23 protein-coding genes and 4 pseudogenes are annotated in these 24,276 nt (G+C 34.7%); 16 read left to right on the top strand and 11 right to left on the bottom strand.

From position 1 onward, the window contains the following. Nucleotides 1–8: 8 nt before the first annotated feature. On the bottom strand, nt 9–611 hold the full coding sequence (locus MKX37_RS10520) for a DUF6944 family repetitive protein (protein WP_050000690.1): 603 nt from the start codon (nt 609–611) through the stop codon (nt 9–11). Between the two features lie 457 nt (nt 612–1,068). Here MKX37_RS10520 and MKX37_RS10515 point away from each other — a divergent pair. The 4 genes and pseudogenes from MKX37_RS10515 to MKX37_RS10500 all read left to right on the top strand — a co-directional run. Then, a pseudogene (locus MKX37_RS10515) lies at nt 1,069–1,212 on the top strand (DUF4183 domain-containing protein); the annotation flags it as partial. Between the two features lie 307 nt (nt 1,213–1,519). Next, the gene (locus MKX37_RS10510; protein ID WP_078422328.1) at nt 1,520–2,605 is read left to right on the top strand and encodes a collagen-like protein; all 1,086 of its coding nucleotides are present in this window, start codon (nt 1,520–1,522) and stop codon (nt 2,603–2,605) included. A gap of 512 nt (nt 2,606–3,117) precedes the next feature. Further along, nucleotides 3,118–3,480, top strand: a pseudogene (locus tag MKX37_RS10505) (exosporium leader peptide-containing protein); the annotation flags it as partial. Then, nucleotides 3,471–4,268: pseudogene (locus tag MKX37_RS10500) on the top strand (tyrosine-type recombinase/integrase); the annotation flags it as partial. The pseudogenes MKX37_RS10505 and MKX37_RS10500, both read left to right, overlap by 10 nt. Before the next feature lie 360 nt (nt 4,269–4,628). Here the strand turns inward: MKX37_RS10500 and MKX37_RS10495 are convergent. Further along, entirely contained in the window at nt 4,629–4,904 is a 276-nt protein-coding gene (locus MKX37_RS10495; protein ID WP_002035358.1) for a stage V sporulation protein S, read from the bottom strand. 531 nt (nt 4,905–5,435) lie between these two features. Between MKX37_RS10495 and MKX37_RS10490 the strand changes: the two genes are divergently transcribed. Continuing rightward, complete coding sequence (locus MKX37_RS10490; protein WP_002165905.1) at nt 5,436–6,020, top strand: hypothetical protein; 585 nt, start codon at nt 5,436–5,438, stop codon at nt 6,018–6,020. Between the two features lie 195 nt (nt 6,021–6,215). On the opposite strand, the gene MKX37_RS10485 is transcribed toward MKX37_RS10490, so the two are convergent. The 3 genes from MKX37_RS10485 to exsG all read right to left on the bottom strand — a co-directional run bounded on the left by MKX37_RS10485 (nt 6,216) and on the right by exsG (nt 8,701). After that, nucleotides 6,216–7,826 (bottom strand): lipase family alpha/beta hydrolase, encoded by a 1,611-nt coding sequence (locus tag MKX37_RS10485; protein ID WP_370671436.1) that lies wholly within the window; start codon nt 7,824–7,826, stop codon nt 6,216–6,218. A gap of 263 nt (nt 7,827–8,089) precedes the next feature. Then, nucleotides 8,090–8,299: a hypothetical protein gene (locus tag MKX37_RS10480; protein WP_078214046.1), complete on the bottom strand. Its 210-nt coding sequence runs from the start codon at nt 8,297–8,299 to the stop codon at nt 8,090–8,092. Nucleotides 8,300–8,548: 249 nt separating this feature from the next. Then, nucleotides 8,549–8,701: an exosporium protein ExsG gene (exsG, locus tag MKX37_RS10475; RefSeq protein WP_000395678.1), complete on the bottom strand. Its 153-nt coding sequence runs from the start codon at nt 8,699–8,701 to the stop codon at nt 8,549–8,551. 209 nt (nt 8,702–8,910) lie between these two features. Between exsG and MKX37_RS10470 the strand changes: the two genes are divergently transcribed. From MKX37_RS10470 to MKX37_RS10450, 5 genes are all read left to right on the top strand, one after another. After that, complete coding sequence (locus MKX37_RS10470) at nt 8,911–9,807, top strand: excalibur calcium-binding domain-containing protein (RefSeq protein WP_078422574.1); 897 nt, start codon at nt 8,911–8,913, stop codon at nt 9,805–9,807. Nucleotides 9,808–10,010: 203 nt separating this feature from the next. Continuing rightward, nucleotides 10,011–10,718 (top strand): iron-sulfur cluster repair di-iron protein, encoded by a 708-nt coding sequence (ric, locus tag MKX37_RS10465; RefSeq protein ID WP_078422573.1) that lies wholly within the window; start codon nt 10,011–10,013, stop codon nt 10,716–10,718. Between the two features lie 984 nt (nt 10,719–11,702). Further along, nucleotides 11,703–12,665 carry an AAA family ATPase gene (locus tag MKX37_RS10460; protein ID WP_033730211.1) on the top strand — a complete coding sequence of 321 codons (963 nt, stop codon included), beginning with the start codon at nt 11,703–11,705 and terminating at the stop codon, nt 12,663–12,665. Beyond that, nucleotides 12,665–13,879, top strand: coding sequence for a DUF58 domain-containing protein (locus MKX37_RS10455; protein ID WP_033730212.1), 1,215 nt, complete (start codon nt 12,665–12,667; stop codon nt 13,877–13,879). Before MKX37_RS10460 ends, MKX37_RS10455 begins: the two co-directional genes overlap by 1 nt. Beyond that, nucleotides 13,876–16,098 (top strand): transglutaminase TgpA family protein, encoded by a 2,223-nt coding sequence (locus tag MKX37_RS10450; protein ID WP_033730213.1) that lies wholly within the window; start codon nt 13,876–13,878, stop codon nt 16,096–16,098. The genes MKX37_RS10455 and MKX37_RS10450 overlap by 4 nt, the downstream gene beginning before the upstream one ends. Nucleotides 16,099–16,181: 83 nt before the next feature. On the opposite strand, the gene bsaA is transcribed toward MKX37_RS10450, so the two are convergent. Further along, complete coding sequence (gene bsaA, locus MKX37_RS10445) at nt 16,182–16,664, bottom strand: glutathione peroxidase (RefSeq protein ID WP_033730214.1); 483 nt, start codon at nt 16,662–16,664, stop codon at nt 16,182–16,184. A 225-nt stretch (nt 16,665–16,889) separates the two neighbouring features. On the opposite strand from bsaA, the gene MKX37_RS10440 reads away from it, so the two are divergent. From MKX37_RS10440 to MKX37_RS10425, 4 genes are all read left to right on the top strand, one after another. Beyond that, entirely contained in the window at nt 16,890–17,099 is a 210-nt protein-coding gene (locus tag MKX37_RS10440) for a DUF3925 family protein (RefSeq protein WP_002127081.1), read from the top strand. A gap of 96 nt (nt 17,100–17,195) precedes the next feature. Beyond that, a complete protein-coding gene (locus tag MKX37_RS10435) occupies nt 17,196–18,167 on the top strand; it encodes an MBL fold metallo-hydrolase (RefSeq protein ID WP_033730215.1) in 972 nt (323 codons plus the stop codon). A gap of 86 nt (nt 18,168–18,253) precedes the next feature. Continuing rightward, on the top strand, nt 18,254–18,688 hold the full coding sequence (locus tag MKX37_RS10430) for a hypothetical protein (protein ID WP_078422404.1): 435 nt from the start codon (nt 18,254–18,256) through the stop codon (nt 18,686–18,688). A gap of 311 nt (nt 18,689–18,999) precedes the next feature. Further along, nucleotides 19,000–19,242 (top strand): hypothetical protein, encoded by a 243-nt coding sequence (locus MKX37_RS10425; protein WP_033730217.1) that lies wholly within the window; start codon nt 19,000–19,002, stop codon nt 19,240–19,242. A 54-nt stretch (nt 19,243–19,296) separates the two neighbouring features. On the opposite strand, the gene MKX37_RS10420 is transcribed toward MKX37_RS10425, so the two are convergent. Next, nucleotides 19,297–19,977 (bottom strand): DUF3600 domain-containing protein, encoded by a 681-nt coding sequence (locus MKX37_RS10420; protein ID WP_002127077.1) that lies wholly within the window; start codon nt 19,975–19,977, stop codon nt 19,297–19,299. Then, a complete protein-coding gene (locus MKX37_RS10415) occupies nt 19,974–20,552 on the bottom strand; it encodes a sigma-70 family RNA polymerase sigma factor (RefSeq protein ID WP_002165914.1) in 579 nt (192 codons plus the stop codon). The genes MKX37_RS10420 and MKX37_RS10415 overlap by 4 nt, the downstream gene beginning before the upstream one ends. A 206-nt stretch (nt 20,553–20,758) precedes the next feature. Between MKX37_RS10415 and MKX37_RS10410 the strand changes: the two genes are divergently transcribed. Next, nucleotides 20,759–21,745, top strand: a complete 987-nt coding sequence (locus MKX37_RS10410; RefSeq protein ID WP_033730220.1) for a quinone oxidoreductase family protein — start codon at nt 20,759–20,761, stop codon at nt 21,743–21,745. 29 nt (nt 21,746–21,774) lie between these two features. Continuing rightward, nucleotides 21,775–22,413 (top strand): zinc dependent phospholipase C family protein, encoded by a 639-nt coding sequence (locus MKX37_RS10405; RefSeq protein ID WP_002135913.1) that lies wholly within the window; start codon nt 21,775–21,777, stop codon nt 22,411–22,413. Between the two features lie 44 nt (nt 22,414–22,457). On the opposite strand, the pseudogene MKX37_RS10400 reads toward MKX37_RS10405, so the two are convergent. The 3 genes and pseudogenes from MKX37_RS10400 to MKX37_RS10390 form a co-directional block, all read right to left on the bottom strand. Next, nucleotides 22,458–22,544: pseudogene (locus tag MKX37_RS10400) on the bottom strand (VOC family protein); the annotation flags it as partial. An 8-nt stretch (nt 22,545–22,552) separates the two neighbouring features. Further along, the gene (locus MKX37_RS10395; RefSeq protein WP_002012513.1) at nt 22,553–23,722 is read right to left on the bottom strand and encodes a DEAD/DEAH box helicase; all 1,170 of its coding nucleotides are present in this window, start codon (nt 23,720–23,722) and stop codon (nt 22,553–22,555) included. Nucleotides 23,723–23,741: 19 nt separating this feature from the next. Further along, nucleotides 23,742–24,269, bottom strand: coding sequence for a hypothetical protein (locus MKX37_RS10390; RefSeq protein ID WP_002065080.1), 528 nt, complete (start codon nt 24,267–24,269; stop codon nt 23,742–23,744). Between the last annotated feature and the right edge of the window lie 7 nt (nt 24,270–24,276).

Genomic DNA, 24,276 nt, shown 5'->3' with positions numbered 1-24,276 from the left:
TAAGTTCTCTATGAAATACTTTCTTCTATCTCTTGGCTTTCTTCTCTTATTTGACCGATTAATGAAACTACTGAACCGACCGCTTGGACCCAACTCCCCGTAATCACTATAAGCTGTCCATCCTCCTCATCGCCTTCCGAAATTCCCTCCACTTTATCCCGACTAGCTTTCAATTCATCTATTCCACCTATTGCCTGTAATGAATTGCCAGTTGCTTGTAACACATTCCCGACAATGTTATACGATTCATCTATATTGGAACTATCCTCTATTTCCCCACCTATTGATGTAACACCACCTAATGCTTGTATCCAATTTCCTGCAATCACTAATTTTTTTTGTGTTTCATCTTCAAATTCTATAATGAGTCCTGTTAGAACCGTTACATTACCAATTGATTGGATTTCGTTCCCAATCAATTCAAGGGATATTTCTCCTTGTCCATCAGCCTCCAGACCATTCCCCGTTGCCTGTAATACATTCCTCCATACGTTCAAGTCTTTTCTTAATTCGCTGTTCAATCTTTTTAAAGGTGTACTCCCAATCGCAGCAATAATTGTCCCTACTGCAACAAACCAAGCGCCAACTATCTCCTTAATCGGATCATCCATTCTCAATCTACCCCGTCATTAATTTAGTACTTACAGGATATGAATTGGCACATCTTCATGTTAATGGCCTACTCCTCTTCCTCCTGAATAAAACTCAATATTTCGTCAATACTATACATACATCTAGAGTTAAATCCCTGTTTGGAGCAGTTAGCTTTTGCTAGCTGCTCTTTGTTTTTAAAAATGCACGTAATTGACTGGACACACATAAAATATTTTGTGTTCCTTTTTATATAAAATAAGTTAGTCGTTACAAATGGATAATCTCGTCACGAGAGCACTTTATTAAGTGCTCTATTTATGTTTTAAACTACTACAAAATGAAATTTTTATAAAAAGCTTTCTCAACACCTAATTGGCGGAAATCATTTTCCTTTTATGGTAATCTATTGGTAATTACATGAAGGTTTAGTGTTTCCTTAAAAGGACCCGTCCCCTAATCGGGTCCTTTTAAATGTTCTCTACTTTTACGCTTTATATTAATGGCATTATTCAAACAGGCGATACTATTACTGGTGTGACTACTACAGCTGCTACTATTGTAGGCGGAGCCGTCCTAGATGGAGATACTCCTATTGCAATTGAATTTACTATAACGTAACTTTAGTTGTCTTTTTAGAGGTTTCATTAAAAGAAACCTCTAATTTTAAAAACTAACATTAACTTTAGTAGCAACTACATAATACAGTGCATATACTAGTATAGAATGATAGGAATTTATACTCACTCTCGAAAAGAGCACTTATATATAGTGCTCTTTTTGGTATGGAATGTGAAATAAAGGCTTGCTCTTAAAACCTTTTATGTAATTATTGTAGGTTTTTTCCTTACACCCGTGTGTCTGTTTACTCATAAGTTGTTAAAGTATAAATATACATTGGTAGTTAATTTATAAGGGAGGTGTAAAAATGAGTAAATTTAAAAAGAATTGTCACATACCCTTTCCATGTTCCTTTCCTTTGCCTCAAATAGGGCCTACTGGAATAACTGGACCTACCGGAATAACTGGAGTAACTGGACCTTCCGGCATAACCGGAGCAACTGGACCTTCTGGACCTACCGGAATAACTGGAGCAACCGGGCCTTCTGGTGGACCTCCAGGACCTACTGGACCTACTGGACCTACTGGACCTACCGGAGCAACTGGACCTTCTGGCGGACCTCCAGGGCCTACTGGACCTACCGGAATAACTGGAGCAACCGGGCCTTCTGGTGGACCTCCAGGGCCTACTGGTCCTACCGGCATAACCGGAGTAACTGGACCTTCTGGTGGACCTCCAGGGCCTACTGGACCTACCGGATTGCCAGGAACTGGTGGACCTCCGGGGCCTACTGGTCCTACTGGCATAACCGGAGCAACTGGACCTTCTGGTGGACCTCCAGGACCTACTGGACCTACCGGATTTCCAGGAACTGGTGGACCTCCGGGGCCTACTGGTCCTACCGGCATAACCGGAGCAACCGGACCTTCTGGTGGACCTCCGGGGCCTACTGGACCTACCGGAATAACAGGAGCAACCGGACCTTCTGGTGGACCTCCAGGACCTACTGGAGCTACTGGGCCTACCGGACTTACAGTATCTGGGTTATCTCATTATGCTTATGTTTTCAATACATCAGCTCAAGTTGTTGCCTTAGAAGCACCTATTCTTTTTAATTCACATGGTAGAATGACATCTGGTTTTACTCATACGCTGGGAACTTCTCAATTAATGGTTCTTAATGCAGGAGATTATAAAATTTCTTTTTCTGTATCAGGAGTTGAGCCTAATCAATTCACACTTTTTTTAAATGGTGCTCCGGTTACCAGCGCAGTTTATGGATCAGGTGCAGGAACTCAACCAAACAACGGCCAAACAATCCTCGCTTTAGCTGCAGGTGATATTATTACCCTTAATAATCATACTTCCGCTGCTGCAGTTACTTTGCAGACTTTGGCAGGTGGAACACAAACAAATATAAATGCTTCGATTGTAATTGAAAAATTAAATTAATTTAATCATTTATTTCTTGAAACTCTGGCAGTAAATAACCTAGAGTGGATTCTTTTTTAACAAGCAGTTAGCTTTTGCTAGCTGCTCTTTTAATTAAAATAACGATTTTATTTGAACCCATTCACCAATTTCATACTTTTACATACTATAAATACTACCTTTCTATATAATGCGCGCTCGTCATTTTCATTATGATTAGGCATAAAGAGTGCTCTCAATCAGCGCTCTTTTTTATTACTTTGAATACATTATTACCAATCCATGGAATACACAGGTTTCTCTGGACCAGTTACCTTGTATTCCTTGTATTCCTTGTATTCCTTGTATTCCTTGTATTCCTTGTATTCCTTGTACACAGAACCCGCTATAACTAGCGGGTTCTGTTTATTTTTATCTATACAATAACTATTTTGTTTAATTTATAAAATACAAGCGCTTGTCCATTTCATTTTGTTCTACCCCTACATTTACTATTAGTAATAAGAACTGAACTTTCCAGAGGTGAAAATATAATGGACGAGTTTTTATCTTCTACTTCAATAAACCCTAATTTAGTTGGACCTACTTTACCACCCGTTCCACCATTCACACTACCGACTGGACCAACTGGATCACTATCAGTAGCTTACGGAACTTTTTGGCAAACGGAAATCATTACAGTCCCTTTCGAATCCCCTTTTTCTTTTAATCAGGCTGACCCTATGGTGGTGGGAATTTCTCTGTTAAATCCAACCACAATTAATATCACACAAGCTGGGGATTATCGAATTTCTTTCATTTCCTCGATTAACTTGACTGTAGCCCTTTCATTTCCTTATTCGCCTACCATTTCTATACTATTAAATAACAGTCTGATTCCAAATTTCAAAGCTACTATGCTGAACTTAAGGAAAAAGGACTATCAAATGGTACAATCAGCAATATCCATCGCTGCCTAAGATGCATTTTCAAACATGCTGTAGAATGGGAAATCATACATGATAATATAATGAATAAAGTAAAAAAACCACGTGAAGAGCAAGGTGAGATGAAAACATGGTCGAGCGAAGAATGTAATCGATTCCTCCAGTATCTAAAAGAAAAAAATATTAAGTACCATATGTTCTTCTTACTTGCAATCTATACAGGTATGAGACGTGGAGAATTACTTGCACTAACATGGAAAGATATTGACTTTGATAATAAACGTATCCTGGTTAATAAATCACTTGTAAAAACAGAAAAAGGACTATTTAAAGCTGCTACAAAAACTAAATCTTCAAATAGAAGCATTAGTATCTCTTCTTTTGTTATAGGGAAGTTACAATCCTACTACTCTTATAAAAAGAAAGAATTTTTCCGCTGGGGTATACACTTGAATGAAGAAGCCTTTATTTTCACCGGCAATACGATACATTCACCCTTACATATAGATGCTCCTCATCGCTTTTTGAATGATCACTATAAAAAAGCTGGTGTTCCTCGAATTCGTATACACGACTTACGACATACTCACGCTACACTCATGCTTCAGGCTGGAGAACACCCTAAAATCGTACAAGATCGCTTAGGGCATTCCTCTATTCAAATGACTTTAGACAAGTATAGTCACATCACACAGAACATGCAGCAACAAGCAGCAGAAAACTTCGAGAGTATAATAAAATCTAATGAAAACACCTGATAAAAAATGAAAATATTTAATGTGAGCAAAATGTGAGCATCCAGGAAAATCACCACTTAGAAACCCTGATATAATAAGGTTTTCCATACTATCTCGTTGAATCTTGGGAGAAGAATGAGCAGTTTTAGAATTGTTGATTTTAAAAAACATAAAAACCTCAAAAATGCCAAATCCCTTATGTCACAAAGGATTTGGCATTTTTAAGTTTCTAGAAAAACCCGCTAAATATAAAGAGGAATTAAAAGTCATAAATCCGGTACAATACTGTATCCACGCCCAAGGAACTGTCAAATGAAATGACGCGTCTAACTTTTTGGAGTCTATTGACCTTTTCAAATCCCCTTATATTAATGCTCGCTATTAAGACCTTCTCCTTCTAGGACCTACAATTAATTTGATTGCTGTTCTTTCTTGATTATCGATAGTAACCTCTTGAAACGCTGGAACAAGAACCAAGTCAATGCCACTTGGAGCTACAAAGCCTCTTGCAATCGCAATTGCTTTAATCGCTTGATTTAAAGAACCAGCTCCAATCACTTGGATTTCTACTTTGCCACTTGCTCTTAGTACGCCCGCTATTGCACCTGCCACTGAATTCGGACTTGATTTTGAGGATACCTTTAATATATTTTCCATGTAAGTTGCTCCCTCTATTATTTAATCTCTCTTTTCTTACTGTTTGAAATATAACTAACGTATCTTTAACTACTATTCGAAATAAATACAAACAATTCTGTATAATTACATTCATTCGATATTTTTTGCCTTCTTCCTGCACAACTACATAAATAAAAAGCGACGACTAAGTTAAAAACTTAATCATCGCTTTATCCATTTCTCTGTTTCACTAAAATGCTGTCCTTTAAATACTTCTCTTCTTTACTTTGGCGATATACTATCTTAAAGTTTAAATACTTCAACATTTTAAAACCTTGGATAGAGTTATCTGCTAAATATTCATCTCTTTTCTTCTCCAAAATTCATTACATAGAATATTCTAACTCCATTTTTTTGAAAACTATATCTCCTCATTAGAGCACTTTATATTATGCCAGCTTTTTATCCCAAATCTATTACCTTATATATGGACAAGTATACACGCCAATTGCTTTTCGATTGCATAAACTACTATGTGTTATACATTTATTAATAATAGGAGGTAATATATTGGGTTCATACTATCATTCTTCAAGTTCATATAAAAGATCTTCATGCCACTCTTCTTCTAGTTCATATAAAAAATGTTCGTGTCATCAATCTTCCAGTTCGTATAAAAAATGTTCATGCGACCATTCACATAAATCATCTAAGCCTGCTTACGGCACTTTTTGGCAAACTGAGTTTATAACTGTTCCTTTTGGCGGTTCTTTTCCGTTTAATCACGTTGGCCCTTTCGCAGGAGGAGTTTCCTTATTAAATCCGACTACTATACAATTTAGTAAAGCTGGTGATTATAGAATTTCTTTCATTTCAAGTATTAACACTACGTTAAATCCTGTATTTCCCCATATTCCAGTCATAACTATATTTTTAAATAATAATCCACTTGCTAATAGTCAAGGTGATTTCGCTTTTCAAATGAATACTTCATCAAATAACGAATGCCTTCAACTAGTTGGCGAAACTATTGTTACGGTGCCTGCTAATTCAACTCTTCAACTTAGAAATAATAGTGGTTTCAATCATCAAAGTATTGTAACTTGTGATAATGGTATAAATTCAGTTGAATTAACAGTTACAAAACTAAGTTAATACTATTCCCTCACATTCAGATACTAATTTAGTATCTTTTTTTATTGCATAACGTTTTTTTGATTCCTATCGTCCTCTTATAGAACATAAACTCCTATTTCACTTTTCTATTCATCTAATAAACATGAAAAAGTGCCGAAATCCTTCTGCCACAAGAATTCGGCACTTTTTTTATTAAAACCGATTCATTCTTTCCTACTTCTCCACATAAACCGATTTAACTATCGTACGATTATAAGGTTGTCCTTCCTTATTCATTCCTTTCATATCAATTGTAACGTTATATACACCTGGCTGTTCTATATTTTTCAAAGCACCTGTAAATGTAGTTGTATTAATGTTTTTCGATTCATTTGATTCAGAAACTAATTTTCCATCTTTATTAATTACTCGTACTGTTACTGAAAGATCGCCTTTCATTTCTGGAGCTACAGGTGATTTTTTGAGTTTATACTCTGCTTTATTTACTTTAACCTTTGCCGGCATTTGAAGGACGAACGGAGCATCTTTTTTGTAATCGGTCACGATTAAATATGCATCTTTCGGCTGCTTCGCCATCATTTTAACTTGCCATTCTCCTGCTTCCATTTTATCAAATTTAAATGTTCTTATAGTGGCTCCTTTAAAGAGAGATTCACCTTCACCAGTAGATACAGCACTATCTTTATTTGTATAAACTTTTCCTTTTGGAGATATTAGTTGTATTTCTACATCTGAAGAAGCTGTTAAAATAGAAACTACCCCTTCTGCTTTTTTATCAACTGCGACAGTTTGTCCTACCCACTCATTTTGTGACAACTCTCCTCCTAAAATAGCTTGATTAGAAGTTGTGTTTAATTGTTCTACCTTATCCTCTGAACTATTACTCGGGGCTAATAAAGCTGGTACTGGCACATTTACTGTCCGTAAATATGGTTCAATTCGTGCGAAAACGGCTGAACCTTTTCGTATATTATCATGATCAAATCGTGAATCTGTAAATAAATGTGTTCCATATGGTAACTTAGCACTCCATTCGTTCACCAATCCATCATTAGAACCGTATGATGACAAATACAACCCGCCCATAGATAGTGCTGAAAAAACAGGTCCCCAGCTTGTCCCAGTAGCCGTATAGTAACGGTTTAATTTAGCTGCAGGATTATTATCTATTGTAGAACGAAACTTTGCCATTTCACCTATTTGCAATGAATATGTCCCATCATCTTTTTGACCTAATATAGAGGCAAGCCATCCTGCCCACCAACTATATGATAAATCCGCTAAATTGGATCCGTAATGCGGAGTGGCAAGAGTAATAACATTTCCAACAAATCGATTCGCTCCATATCCAACTAACGCAGCTTGTGTATCAATACCACCTTTACTGTGAGCTACAATATTTACTTTTTTGCCAAAATGATTATAAATCTCTTCAAGCTTTTGTGCTAACAATTTTCCATTGTCCCATTGGCTAGCTGATCCTTTGCCCGCGGCATCATATAATTGAATAAATACAGTTTGATAGCCTGCTTTCAAAGCATAATCGTACATATCATTCATCTCATGATATACTGTCTTTCCATACCAACTATCCGCATTACCATTTCTTCCTTGTACAAAGAGAATTGGTGTTTTATTCTCATCATAATTAGCAGGTTTCTGACCTAAAAACCATTCTCCAGGAGTAAATACTTCTTGATCTGGAAAGCCAGTCTTAAGCTCTGTTACAACCTCCGCGTGTACATTTGCACTAAAAACCAGCGGACTCATAAAACAAAGTACAATAAATAATGCGATACTCCTTTTCATAATTCCCATTAACATCCCCCTTTTTCTCCTGAAAGAAAACGCTGCCATTCCGTTGAACACCAATTGTTTTAAATTCCATTTAATCAATTACTTTTACGTTACAATATAATAAGAAATTAATAGCCGCATTCCTTTCTTATCAAACGTTATTCTCTCAACATTTCTTCATTCCTTTTTACAATAAGCGTTTTGAATATTTCTCAATAAAACTTTCTCTTTACAAAAAAAACTGCGTATAAAAGGTCTCTTTAATAACCTTTTATACGCAGCTTCTTTATTTAAAACTCGATGATGTACTCATCATCATATTTATCGTATTGCAAACCCACTCCTATTTTGAATTCTGTAACTTGATCTCTTAGAAATGGTGCATCTTCTATTTTACTAGTTGCTATTTCAATCCCATATTTTTTTGTTAAATGCGCTAATTCTATTAAAAACCATTCTCTTCGTAATACGACTGGAATATCATACGTTCGTCTTTTCATATATACTAGCACCTCTTCTATTTTCATTATTGAAAAGAATATCACTTCTACTTTCGATACACTTTTTAAAACTATCGTTCATCATCAAAGGCCAATGAAACATTATAGTATATGCATGTCCGTTTTAAACGTGCTATGGCAAAAATAATATTAAAAAACTTAAAAAGTCTTATTTAGTTTACATAAAAAAATTATGTAATAGTAAAAGGGGAAGGCTTGTCCCTCATCCTTTTACTATCAAAAGCTAAATTAAGAACATCTTGGTACACCTAAAGCTAAGAATAAACCTGCTACTCCCGCAGTAATCGGTACTTTTAACGTAATAACATCGTCTACTTTCGTTACTAAAAAGAAAGCATTACCTTCTTGTAATATACAAGTTACCAATAATTGAAATTCCATTTAAACCCCCCTCCTTTTAATCGATATATTATACTTTATGAATTCTATTTAAAAATGTAATAGGAAATATATCTATTTTTCCTTATATATAAAATAAATGTTTATAAGTCTATTAAAAATACTAATTTTCTAAATTTATATAAATCGTGTAATATCCAATAAGTTCCTATATAATCAATAGTGAAAATCTTACAAATGGAGGTATAAAAATGGCGATTTTGAGTAATATTGGTGCAGCTTTATTTTTTATTGCTTTTATTCTTTTAATACTATGTATTATTTCATTCTTTAAGAAAACTGGAAAAACAAAACAATATGGTCGTCCTACTGTTATTCTTTTTATGATTTCAATTCTCTTAATAGGAATGGGCACTACAAAATCTGAACACCCAGTCATCGATTTTTTTGCTACTTTAAGTTTAATTTTATTTATTTTTTTCCTTGTTCTAGCAATCTTATCCGTAATTAAAAAGACAGGTGTAGCAAAAAAACAATTTATTATCACTGCTATTTTATTTGTCATTTTTGTTGCATTATCAAGTATTTCAGCTCCTTCTTCTGAAAAGACGGCAGCCACTAGTAAAAAAGTTGCTTCTAACAATGCAGAACAAAAAGAGAGCGAGAAGAAAAAAGAATTAGAAAAGAAAGAAGCGGAAGAACAAGCTCTTAAGCAAGAAGCGGAAGAACAAGCTCTTAAGCAAGAAGATGAAAAGCGTCTAGCTGATGAACAAGCTCGTAAACAACAAGAAGAGCAAAAACGTCTAGCTGATGAACAGGCTCGTAAACAACAAGAAGAGCAAAAACGCCAGGCTGATGAACAAGCTCGTAAACAACAAGAAGAGCAAAAACGCCAGGCTGATGAACAAGCTCGCAAACAACAAGAAGAGCAAAAACGCCAGGCTGATGAACAAGCTCGCAAACAACAAGAGGATCAGCAAAAAGTACAGCAAGCTCAAACACAACCAGCTGCAAGTAACAATAGTAATGTAACTTACAAAAATTGTACTGAAGTTAAAAATGCTGGAAAAGCTCCATTATATAGAGATCAACCAGGTTATAGCTCTAAACTTGATCGTGATGGCGATGGAGTTGCATGTGAAAAATAGTAGTAAAAAAGAAGCTTCTAGTAAGCTTCTTTTTTTATTATCAGAAACTATTGCGACAAATTACCCTCCCTCTCCCTTTTATAAAACTCATTTTATTATTCTCAAAAATGACACATAATAAGTGATTTAAATCACCACATTGATTTTAATTTATCGCTATTCTTGATTTAGATATTACATTTAAATTTTATGGAGGCATTCATATGAAACATACATTTACTGAAACTTCAATTATCGGTGAGATTGTAACACAATTCCCGAAAGCTAGTGATCTTTTTAAATCATATAGAATAGACTTTTGTTGTGGTGGTAGTAGACCACTTATTGATGCAATTAATGAAAGAAATTTATCAGTAACAGAGGTAATCACAGAGTTAAATACGCTTTATAATAATACGAAACTATTAAACGAATCTGAAATTGATTGGAAAAATGCTTCTTATCAAGAATTGATTGATTATGTGATTAATAAGCATCATCGCTATTTAAATGAAGAGTTGCCACAGCTAAGTCCCTATGTGACGAAAGTATTACGCGTTCATGGAGCAAATCAGCCTCATTTAGCTCAAATTCATAAACTATTTCATGAACTTAAAATGGAATTAGAACAACATTTAATTAAAGAAGAAACGGAAGATTTTCCGTTAATTTTAGAATTCGAACAAAATCCAACTGATGAAAACTATGCAAAGTTACGTAAAGTAGTAGACGAATTGGAGGATGAACATAACCACGCTGGCAATATTATTAAAGAACTTCGTAAGGTGACAAATGACTTTACTCCACCAGAAGGAGCTTGCGGCACTTATCGCCTTGTTTACCAGCGCCTTGAAGCCATTGAATCTGATTTATTTGAGCATATTCATTTAGAAAATAATATTTTATTTCCGCGTGCAATTTCAAGAGCATAAATAAAGTGCAGGACATGAGTATAAATGCTCATGTCCTGCTTTTTCATTGTGTGAAAAATATTCACGCTTCCCCCGCCTTTTCACTGAGTAGCTTGATATAATCTAATTTATTGAAGGAATATGTTAGATTGCATTAAGGAGTTGTATTTATGAAAGAAAAAATGATTAAACAACATTTACGAGAGGTCTTCCTCTTTTAAGAGATTTCAGAAGAAGAACTACATCCTGCCTCTCTTCTTTAATCCCACTAAAAAACAAGTCCTCTCATAAAGTAAAACTTCTAATCAAATGTTCACTCCTTTAATACGTCTCTCTTACATACCCTTACTATAAGGGGGGGTAAAATACAGATGTGACATTTCGCACAGTTCAAGAGATTGTCAAAAATTCAGTAGAAAATAAGTTTGAGAGAAATTATTCGGAAACAAAGGTTTCTTTGTTCGGTTGTGAAGTTTTAGGATCACCCGTGATTATTAGGAGAATAGGAATTAGAGGCTACACCTATTTTGCAAAAGAAAAAACGCAGGAGACATTCCTACGTTTTTCTTTATAAATATAAAAAAAGTTTTGATATTATTTCAAAAATGCTATAAGAAAAAGATTATAAATTGTATGTAAGGAATTTATTTTTTTCAACGCTACTATTTTATATCAAGACATACTTTACACAAAACTACAAATCATTATTTACTGTATTGCCCTTAATTACGGAAACAATTATACTAGATGTTATCTACATATATAATCTGAATATTCATAAAATTACGAGTAGGATTTCCTTTGGGGACATAGAAATTATAAAGTATATCACCATGATTTTTTAACATTTAAGTTTTTCCTATTTATATAAGTTCTCAATATGAACTTATATAAACCATTCCTACTTACCTCTTAGATTACTATTATACTGCATAAAAATGAAGGAACTCCTTTTCTTTAACATAAAAATGAATTAGAAACGATAATAAAATTAGGAGGATTACGATGCCCCAGCTTGATTCATTACATCCCATAGTAGAAAAAATAATCACCAATATTGAAAAATTAATGGTCGGAAAACGAAAAGAAACGATCTTAGCTTTGACAGCTCTCTTAGCTGAAGGTCACGTACTATTAGAAGATGTTCCTGGCGTTGGGAAAACAATGCTAGTACGTGCTCTTTCTAAATCAATTGATGCTGATTACAAGCGTATTCAATTCACACCTGATTTACTGCCGTCAGATGTAACAGGTGTTTCTATTTATAATCCAAAAGAACTCCAATTTGAGTTCAAGCCTGGACCGATTATGGGGAATTTTGTACTTGCTGATGAAATTAATCGTACATCTCCAAAGACACAATCTGCCTTACTTGAAAGTATGGAAGAAGGCACTATCACAATAGATGGCATTACAAGATCGTTACCAAAACCTTTCTTTGTAATGGCTACACAAAATCCGGTCGAATATGAGGGAACATATCCTTTACCAGAAGCTCAGCTCGATCGTTTCTTGTTGAAGCTAAAAATGGGATATCCTACACCAGAAGAAGAATTTGAAATTTTAAACCGGATGGAAAAAACAAATCCACTCTCTCATTTACAAGCTATTACTACAATAAAAGAATTACTTTATTTACAACAAAGCGTACGGGAAGTAAGCATGGACAAAGCAATCAAGCATTACATTGTAAAGCTTGTTACTCAGACGCGTTCTTATAGTTCTATACAGCTAGGTGCAAGTCCGCGTGGCTCGATCGCTTTAATGAAAGCTTCACAAGCTTATGCATTCATCCATGGCAGAAATTATGTTATTCCAGACGATGTTAAATTTTTAGCTCCTTACGTTTTAGCTCACAGACTGATTCTAAAAATGGAAGCAAAATTTGAAGGAATTACAGGAGAACAAGTTATCGCAAAAATCGTTGCACGAACTACTGTGCCGACTCAAAGGACGAAGAACCTTTGATGAAACGACTACTACGGGCGCTATATCACGTTACGAAGTTATTGCTAATACCTTTATGCCTAGTCTTAACATTTGTATACGCTATGCTTCAAGGAGGATTTGTAAGTTGGTTTTTGTTTTACAGTACGATTCCTATTGGCCTTTATTCACTACTACTTCCCTTCTACGCTTTACGAGACGCTGAAGTAAAACGAATAACAAACCAAAACGAATATGCAGCAGGAGAACAATTTTTAAGCACTATTACAATAAAAAGAAGATTTCCTTTCCCCTTACTTTATTTAATTATAGAAGATGAACTGCCATCACAATTTACAAATTGTAGACAAACGAAGGTGAATAAGGTAATACTCTTTCCAGGATTGAAACGAAATATTTCGTTTCAATATGCAATTGACACAATCCCTAGAGGAGAGCACACTTTTTCAAGCGTACGTGTCAAAACTGGTGATCTATTCGGAATGATGGAGAAAGAAGTAACTTTTTCAGTTCCAGATACATTTTTAATCTATCCCCAGTACGTAGATATAACGTATCGACAATTGGAAAATCATTTCGAACAAGGAGCGCTTTCAGCAAATATAAATTTAGTAAAAGACTCTACAATCTCTGTCGGTGTCAGAGACTATAAACCTGGTGACCGCTTTTCATGGATTGATTGGAAAGCAACTGCACGAACAAACAACATTATGACGAAAGAGTTTGAACAACAGCGCAGCCATAATATTATGATATTTATGGACAGAACTGAGTCCCCTCTATTCGAATCAGTCGTAACGTTTACTGCCTCTATTGTGAGGGCTGTCTTGAAGCAAAATTCACCAGCGTCATTCGTGTCTGTCGGAAAAGAACGAACTTTTTTCCCTTTAGACAATGGAGATAGTCAGTTACAACAAATCTTTTGTCATTTAGCGAAAGTACAAGCAGACAGTGTATTCCCGCTCTCTCGAAGTGTAGAAATGGAATTAAGAAAAATTTATGAGCCCGTAACGATTATACTCGTGACAAGCGATCTTTCTCCCGATATTCAAAAGGCGGCTGACTATGCCGCTATAAAAAACAGAAAATTAATGGTGTTTGTCGTGAAAGAAAAAACAAATCAACTCTCACATCGAGAACTAAGTATTCTAGAAACTCTACAAAAACGAAAAATATTTGTAAATGTGGTTTATGGGAACCGGTATACAAACGTGTTTTTTGAGGTGAGCAAATGATAACATTACAAACAAAATACAAATGGGATATGAGCAGATTCTTCATGCATGCATGCGCATTTTTACTTTTACTAGAATGGCTAAGACCCCTTATAGGTATTACAAACGTAGGTAGATTAGATATTTTTGTAATATTTATAGGAATTTGCTTCACTCTCTCTTTTTTTCAAACAAGGTGGCAGATTCCAATAAAGATCGTCACGATCTTATTCATCATTCATTTCCTGTATTATAAAAATGCTTTTATAAATCCATCTTGGCTAACAAAATTTTTTGCTGATATTTCTCGAAATTCCTCTCTGTTTTTCCAGGGGGATTTGCTAGATATTTCTCCAGTTTTTCCAACATTATTATTTTTTCTATCATTTTGGTTTTTGAGTTCTTTCAGCTCTTTTTGGGTTATTCATAAAAAACGTGGGTTGTTATTTCTTGCATTGACTATTATTTATATCACAACTTTTCATAACTTACATTTATACAATGCAAACTACGCTATTATTCGTACTGTTGTCATCGGCTTTTTTATACTTAGTCTTCTTCAAATAGAACGAATAAAAAAGATGGAACACTTACAAAATTATGCTAGAGCAATCTCAAAATTACTTAGACCTCTTACAATATTTATTGTATTGTCAGCAACCATCGCATACTTTGCTCCAAAATTTGGCCCTCAATGGCCAAACCCAATGGATTTTTTGAAATTCAACACATCTGAAGCAAGTAAAGAACAAGCAGTTTCTAAAATTGGATATGGTCTAGATGACTCGCAATTAGGCGGTCCTTTTAAGCCGGATAATACAATTATTTTTACAGCACAAACGCAAAACAAACAATATTGGAGAGTAGAAACAAAAGATTTTTATACAGGAAAAGGTTGGGATGTTTCTGAAAATCGAAAAAAAGTTTCTTTTAAAAATAAAAACGACGTCGTGAGCTGGTACGAACCAAATACAAAAACGGAGATAACTGAGGCAACAATCACCATGCAAAAAAGTTATCCTCACCTTACCTATCCAGCAGGATTAGTATCAGTTGAGGCTTCTTCTGATGTATCATACAGCGTTGACCCATTTTCAGAAAAAATCTATACGATGCACGGAGACTCTTCTACTACTTTAAATTCGTATAAAGTAACATATGAGGTTCCGGAGTTTTCCATAGAAAATTTGAAATCTGTAAAAACGAATGAAGGTCATGAAACAAGTCCTTATTTCATGACAAAGTACACACAACTTCCCGAATCATTACCGCAGCGAGTAAAAGACTTGGCTGTCAATCTTACAAATGATAAAGACAACCGATATGATAAAGTATTAGCTATTGAAAATTACTTTACAGACAATTCTTTTGTATACGAAACAATGAATGTCTTATACCCTGCCAAAAACCAAGACTATGTAGATCAATTCCTTTTCGATACAAAAAGCGGTTACTGCAATAATTTTTCGACATCTATGATCGTGTTACTTCGTTCTGCTGGGATTCCTGCTCGCTGGGTAAAAGGATTTACAGAAGGAACTCTGGAGAATACACTTGCCTCTGCAGAAGGTGAGAATGTTTATACAATCGCGAACAATAACGCACACTCTTGGGTCGAAGTATATTTCCCAGGATACGGATGGATTCCATTCGAACCAACAAAAGGATTTACCAATCCCTATAATTTTACAAATAATACTCCTGCTTCTACTTCACAAAATAACGAAGTAAATAATTCTAATAACGAGCCAATACACCAACGGAACAATGAAGCAAAGCTCAAAAGTTTAATAGAAAATACAGAAGAAGCCTCTACTAAAAAGATTACAAATTCCAAAAATGATTTTTCTTGGTGGTACGTATTCCTCTCTACGATACCGATTAGTATCATCGGATACATTCTCTTCACCACTAGAATGAAATGGATTACATTTTTTATTATTCTTTTCTATAAATACCGAAAAGATGATGCTGTTTATCAAAAAGCTTACGGTGCACTTTTAAAACAATTTGCGAGAATCGGCATACCACGGGGTGAAAGTCAAACATTCCGAGAATACGCTCTCCACATCGATACACTTTACAATTCGGCCGATATGCAACAACTTACTTTCAGTTATGAGAATGCTATGTATCAAAAGGAACAGGCCGCATGGAAGACATCCGTACACTTATGGGAAGTGCTTATGAAAAAAGCAGCTTCTCTGCCTAAATCAAACGACTACGATAGAGTGATTTAATCTTGATAATGTGAGTTTAAAGAAAACACCTCAAAGAACTACATTGTTCTTTGAGGCGTTTTTTAATAAAGTGAAACTCCTAATTATTCCCCAAGCACCTTCTCAATCTCAACCTCTAAATCCATCGGCTTCGTCTGTGGTGCAAAACGTCCTACTACTTTCCCGTCTTTTCCAATTAGAAACTTAGTAAAGTTCCATTTCACTGCTTTCATACCGAGTAAACCTGGCGCTTGTTCTGTCATGTATGTATAGAGAGGATGAGCCTTATCACCTTTCACATCAATCTTCGCAAACATCGGGAAGTTCACACCGTAGTTCAATTCACAAAAACTAGTAATATCAGCTTCTGTGCCTGGTTCTTGTCCCCCAAATTGATTACAAGGGAAACCGAGTATTTCTAGTCCTTGGTCTTTATATTTATCATATACTTCCTGTAACCCTTTATATTGTGGTGTAAATCCACATTTACTAGCTACATTTACAATAAGCAGTACTTTTCCTTCGTAATCTTTTAACGATTTATCTTCTCCTGTTATTGTTTTAGCTGAAAAATCATAAACTGTCATTGTTCATACCCCTCTCTTCACTATCATTCTATGTTTATACTATACTACATTCGTGAATATACAGCTCTTATTACGTACTCACATACCGGAATGATAGCGCTTTATTTCCGTTCGAAAATTCGACACAATATACTAGACTTTTATGATGGAAAGTTTTACAATTAATTTGTGAACAAAATGTGACAGTTTATATTTCCATTATAATAGAAAAGGATGGTGTTCATTATGAAAACTGCACAACATGAAACGATTTCAAATCGCGAGTTTTATTTCGTACTATATATGATGTTATTGTATGTTATTGGCTGGGTAATCGATGTAAATGGTTTATTTTTAAGCTCCTACTTTAATTTAGCAGGAGAAATTATGCTTCCGATCGTTGGCGGCATTGTTGGACTGTTCGTTATGTCTATCAATAAAGAACAAACGAAATAACTACATTACAAAAGGGCAGAAGACGAGCTTTCGTTTTCTGTCTTTTTCTATTTTTAGCGTATAATAGATACATACCGTATATAAGGAGTGGTAAGTATGAAAAAAGTAGAACAACTATCTTCTCATCTATATCTTATTGATGATTATGACTTACAACATGATGAACGCACCGGTACATACGTTTTATTAGGTGACGATATTACTTTAATTGAAACTTGTGCGGCCCCTTCTCTTCCCTATATTTTAGACGGCTTACAGCAATTACATATTAATTTAAATGATGTAAAAAACATTATCGTTACACATGTTCATTTAGATCACGCAGGCGCAGCAGGGTTAATGATGGAAAAGTGCCCAAATGCTACTCTATTTGTGCATCCGCGCGGGTCTCGTCATATGATTGATCCAACAAAACTAATTCTTGGTGCAAAAGCTGTGTACAAAGAAGATTTTGATAAACTTTTTGATCCAATTCTTCCAATTGAAGAAGAACGTGTTCATATTGTACAAAATGGTGATACATTAAAAATTGCAGAAGACCGTACACTCACATTTTATGATACACCGGGACATGCGAAGCACCATATTAGCATTCACGATTCATTAACAAACGGCATTTTTACTGGCGATACAATAGGAATTTATTATAGAGAACTCGCAGACCTTGATGTAGAACTATATCTACCATCAACGTCTCCTTCACAATTCCAGCCAGATGCGATGATTGCTTCTAAAAATCATATTCAAAGTATGAATGTAGATACTATTTATTTCGGTCATTACGGCGCATCATCCAATGTTACAGAAGTATATAACCAACTTGAACATTGGTTACCTATTTTCGTTAATACTGGAAATGAAATTTTTCAAAAACATACTGATTTCGATGAGGCTACTAAAGCTTTAAAAACTTTATTAATGGATAAAATCACTTCTCATCTTACAAAATTAAATGTCCCATCAGATCATTCCGTATATAACATTTTACATCTAGATATAGAAATTAGCGCGATGGGTATTATTGATTATTTCACGAAGCAAGAGAAATCCAAATCCACTATCAACTAACAGTAAAAGAAGAGATATATAACAGTAGTTATTGTATATCTCTTCTTTTTTTGAATATATTTTTTAATAAAGGATGGTGGAATGGAATGCAAAAATTGATACTTTACCTCTGCTTTACATTATTTATCATCTTATTATTATTTGTAGGAGTAAAAATTCAATTTTATTTAGAAACAGACGCGCAAGTGAACTTTAACTTTTATCCAAGGTTATTCTACTTTACACTCTTCCCTCTTTTGTTCGGCATTTTATTACGATTCCTACAATCCATTAATCGCGAAACGAGCAAACAAAACTGGAGCTTTCAGCCGGATAAATTTATCGCTATTACGTTGCCAACACTATTCATTTCCTTTTCTCCAGCCCTACTCTTTTCACCAGTTGGCAAATACCTACCTTATTTAACTACTATTATTCTTGTGAATACAACTTTCGTTACCATTATTAGTTTAATAGCTGGTTACTCACTTTTAGATTGTTTGATACAAAAAGACAAGGAGAATAGTAAGGAATATAACTAAGTGATTTCCCACTTTCACTTTATTAAGCAAATCAAGATAATTCTGCCCCTAACTTGTATGCAAAAGAACCTAATGTTCAATTTTTAAGTGTCGTTGGTTATGGTGGTTTATTTATAAGTGCAATACTCCTTGTAAGAGTTGCTATACATGTGGTAAGGAAATTTAAGTAATAACAAAACGAGTATGAAATCGCATAGATTTTATACTCGTTTTTTATTGTTCATATATTTAATTGGTAATAGGAAATTTATGTTAAACTAAAGAAAGTCGCGCACTAAATCAAAATACATTTCAAACAAGGGAGACTTATTATGAAATTAGGGACTTTCTCGTTTCTAACGTTTATCACAAGTATATGTTCTTTCTTTATTTTAAGAGGACCTAATGCAAATTTAACATTACTTATTGTGCTTCTAAGTATTCTTTCATTACTCGGTATTATTTTTGCGATTGCATCAAAGAATTGGCTATTTAAAATAGTTGGTACGACATTAAATGGAGTCATACTAATATTTGTATATTTCTTATTGCTAGCAAAAGGAATAGGTGGTTAATATATTTACGTTTCAATAAGAAAAGCTCACAGCTTAAGCTATGAGCTTTTTTACTTATCTCACCTTTTCATCTACATACTCCATAAACTGTTCTGCTTTAATAAATCTTTCTTTATACGCTTCAGGTACTTCTTCTACTGTTATCCCACCACTCGATTTCGCTTTTACTAATACAGTTTGATATGACATTAACGCTTCCATATATTGTTCATACTCTTCTGAAGTTAATACTTCTTTACTAGATTTATGGCCATTTAATTTATCAAAATACGGCTGAAGTTCCATTTCTACCTTTTTCATTTCCTCTTTTTTAGCTGGTGATAATTGATCATAATCAATATTACCGTTCGAATCCCCGTACTCAAGCTTTGCATTCGTTAATTTCTTTAGTTCTTTTGTAAACTCTTCATATTCCTTCGCACCCATTTCGTCTTTCGCTTGTGATAACTTTGCATTAAAACGCATGTATCCTTCTAATGTTATAGCTCCGGCATGTTTTTTTAAGTTCTCAAAAGATCCGTATATACCATCCGCCATAATAGATTGGTAAGCAAAACCAGTCGTTGGGATTAAAAATGCGGCTGCAAGCACTCCTGCGATAAGGCGCTTCTTCCTTTTACTTCCCCCGCTCTTCATTTTTATTTGAACAATTACTTTTTCTTTTAACTCCGGCGGGGCAATAATCCCCTTCGCTTCTTCTTGTATAGATTCTCTAACTCTACAATCTAAGCTCATTTCACATTGCCTACCTCTCCTAAAAAGATTTCTTCTACTTGCTCTTTTTGACGTAGTTTCTTTAATGCCGCATGAATTCTAGACTTCACTGTACCGATTGGAATATGTAATATTTGTGCTACTTCTTCTTGAGAGTAATCGTGTAAGTATCTTAAGATAATAACTTGTTTCAATTTATACGGTAACTTATGAATGAGTTCGATTAATTTTTGATTTGATATTTTACTTACAACATCGCTAGAAAAATCAATTTGTACTGGTTTTCTTTGCTCTTCTGCTTTTTTTACAATTCGTAGTCGCATCCACCTCTTTCTTCTATAAGAATGAATTTGTTTAATCGCAAGTCCAATTAGCCAAGGTCTAAATGGCTTCTCGCTATCATATTTACGAAGCGATTCATATAGCTGTATGTATATTTCTTGAACGACATCATCTACATCTGCTTTGTCTTCTATTAAAAAATGTGCTGTCTTATATATTTCTTGAATCGTTTTATCATACAATTCGCTATATGCTTCTTTATTGCCTGATAAAGTTAATTGGATTAAATCTGAATACACTGTTTCCCCCTTCATGTACCATCCCTCCTTTGTCCTACACTATATATTGGCAAGAAAACGATATTTCGTTCGATTTCTTTCAAAGTTTTTTCAAATAAATTAATATAATGATGCAATGACTTCATAAGCTTCACTTATAACCCTGCATAACAATTATATAATTTTCCAATTTCTAATAAAGATTTAAAATAATATATATATTCAAATTTAGGAGGATGTATATGAAAGCTATCGTTGTAACTTCGTTCGGTGGTCCTGAAGTGATGAAATATACAGATATGGAGATGCCGGCTATTTCAGACAATCAAGTTTTAATTCGTGTTGTTGCTACTAGTGTTAATTTCGCCGATATTAAATCACGCTATGGCAAAAAAGGAAACAAAGCATTACCTTTTATTCCAGGTATAGATGTAGCTGGTATTGTAGAACACGTAGGTTCTCAAGTGAAAAATATTCATTCTGGACAACGTGTCATCGCTTTCCCTCAAAACGGATCTTACGCAGAATACGTTGTCGCAAACGAAAATCTTACTTTCGTTTTACCTGATGAAGTCGATTTTCAAGCTGCAGCTGCCTGCCCTATCGTATCTTTTACAAGCTACAATTTACTTGCAAATGTTGCAAGACTACAAAAAGATGAAACAGTTCTAATCCATGCAGCTGCTGGTGGAATTGGTACTACAGCGATTCAACTTGCAAAACTATTAGGGGCTAAAAAAGTTATCGGTACTGTTGGAAATGAAGCAAAAAGAAAAATTGCTTTAGATGCTGGCGCTGATTATGTTATTTGTCATCAAGATGAAGATTTTGTAGAGAGGATAAATCACCTTACAAACGGAGAAGGCGTTAATATTATTTTAGATTCTATTTCTGGTACTGTGTCCGAAAGAAGTTTAGAATGCCTTGCTTATTACGGTCGTCTCGTCCATTTCGGCAATGCTAGCGGAGAAGTTGGTAGTTTTCAAACGAAAGATTTACACGCAAGTTGCCGTTCTATACTCGGTTTCAGCTTTGGCACTACACGGAAAAAACGTCCTGAATTGCTTCAAGAAACTGCGAATCAAGTTTTCCGTTATTTACGCGATGGAAGTTTACAAATTAAAGCTACGAAATCTTTTCCTCTTCAAGATGCAGGGAAAGCACATGAATGGGTCGAAAGTAGACAAAGTACAGGGAAAGTAATACTCCACGTTCAGACAGCTCCCTAAAATGAATACATGAAATAGAGGTGTTATTCATGGGATCACGAATTATGCATATCATTATCGCGAGCGGTATTGCAGAGAAACTATCTATTCAAGATAAAACTTCTTTCTTACTTGGTGGTGTAGCTCCTGATGCTGTTCATTCAAAAAAAGAAAAAGGAACTTCACATTTTTACGCTGGTACAACGAAGAACTATACGAGAAGAATAGATTATGATTCATTTATTCATAAATACGAAGATCATCTGGATTCCCCTTATATTTTAGGTTATTATACCCACCTCATTGCCGATGATAATTGGCTAAGCGGCTTTTTTCTACCTTGGCTTAAAAACAGAATAGAAAACGACGAAACTATCGCACCTATGTACTATAACGATTTTAAATTATTGAACGCACAATTGTTGCATCATTACGATAAAGAACAGCAGCTCTTCGCCCTACTTAATCAAGAGGCTAACATTGTGAATATAGAGGAGATTTCTAGAAAGAATGTTTTAGCTTTTCGGCAATATATTTTTGAAGATATGCTATATCCTGAGCAACACTTGCACGAAAACTTACAAGTGTTTTCATTTGATCAAATCGTTGGTTATATTGAGACTGCAATTGAAAAAGGAACATTTTTTATAGAACAACTCGTTAATAAAAAATTGACTTCAAATATTTAATCCCCCTCATTATTTACGAGGGGGATTTTCACATAACTATATAATTATTTATTTTTTCCCATTACTGCAAAGTAATTCCCTTCACTATCAGCAAAGTTAAACCATTTACCAGTAGGCATAGTTACGTCTTCCCAATTATTTATCTAGGCTTTTTCTTACCAGTAAAAGCTGGTTTCTTTTTCTTTGGTGCTGGTGGTTTCGATTCTACAAATGTTCCTTTGAACATTTCTTGTTTCGTAAACACGATACCTAATTTTTTCGCAAATTGAAGTAATTTACGCTCTTCTTGTTCTGTTACAAGAGAAACAACTGTTCCTTCTTTGCCCATACGTCCAGTACGTCCTGAGCGGTGAATATATTGGTCTACTGTGTCTGGTAACTCTAAGTGGATTACGTGTGTTAAATCATCGATATCTAATCCACGTGCTGCAATATCAGTAGCAAGTAATATTTCTAATTTCCCGCTACGGAACGCGCGCATCGTTACTTCACGCTCTTGTTTGCTTGCCTCTGCATGAAGTGCTGCTGCTTTCATTTTACGGAACTTCAGTTTTTGAGTAATTTCATCTAAACGGAATGGATCATTTAAGAAGGCAACTGCTTTTACATTTCCCATATGCATAACTCTTCTAATATAATCATTTTTTTCACGACGCTCACAAACGATATACGTATGTTCAACTAGGCTCTGTGCCTCTGAACGTGTTACACGTACTAATTGTGGTTCAACTGTCAAATCACGTGCCGCATCTTCTGCAGCTTTTGTTATTGTCGCCGAGCAGAATACTAATTGACGATCGCGCATCGTTGATTTAATTACATCAAGTACAGCACCCATCATCTTTTGTTTTACAATTTGATCAAACTCATCAAATACAATCGTTTTCACTTCATGCATCTTTAATTTTTTCATGCGAATCAACTCTAAAATACGTCCTGGTGAACCGACAATAACTCTCGGATGTTTCTTTAATTTTTCAACTTGGCGCTTAATATCCGCACCACCAATTAAAGACGCACCTGAAATATCCGTTCCTGCTGTAAACTTTTGAACCTCTTCATGAATTTGCATAACAAGTTCACGAGTTGGCGCTAAAATTACAACTTGAGGTTGTTTAACTTCAGGATTAATTTTATGTAAAAGTGGTAATAAGTACGCTAATGTTTTTCCTGTTCCAGTTGGAGATTCAGCAATAACGTCTTGTCCTTCTAAAATAGTTGGAATCGCTTGTTTTTGAATTTCAGTAAATTCTTTAAAACCAGCCTTTTCCCAAGCTTGTTGTAAAAATGGTTGCATATCTTTTATCATTTGTTTTTCTCCTTTATCTCTATTTTTGAAGAAAATGTTGTATTGTTCGCACCGTTTCTATCATGTGTGAAATAACAGCTATTAAATCATCAACATGGTCTTCTGTAATCGATTTTTGAAATAGAACCTCTACCTTATTATGATATGAAATCGCTTGCTTATTATATTCGTATGAAATTTTTTGCGTAATCATTCGCTCTTTTCCCCATATAGAATGCAATAAAGTTTCAATTTCTTCGCATCCTATCTCTGGTTGCTCCATTTCGAACGAGAATTCCAGCTTCATTTCACAACCTGGTATAAACTGAGGTACTTCTAATATTTCACCTGATAAATTCTTTGCATCAACAGATAGTGAAAATGTCGCCTCTACCATCGTTTTAAATGTTTCTGTTAGTTGAAATGAAATACTATACATACGACTTAATGAAGCAAGGTCCATCACATCTTTTCGATCCGTTACGAGAATATCACCGTGTAAATCGAAATCATAGACAGCTCCTTCCACAATTACCTTTAAATTTTCAAAAGCAGTTGGATCAAACATAATTTCC

Source organism: Bacillus sp. FSL R5-0709, assembly GCF_038004785.1.
GTDB classification, from domain to species: domain Bacteria; phylum Bacillota; class Bacilli; order Bacillales; family Bacillaceae_G; genus Bacillus_A; species Bacillus_A mycoides.
This window is presented reverse-complemented; position numbering and strand designations above follow the sequence as displayed.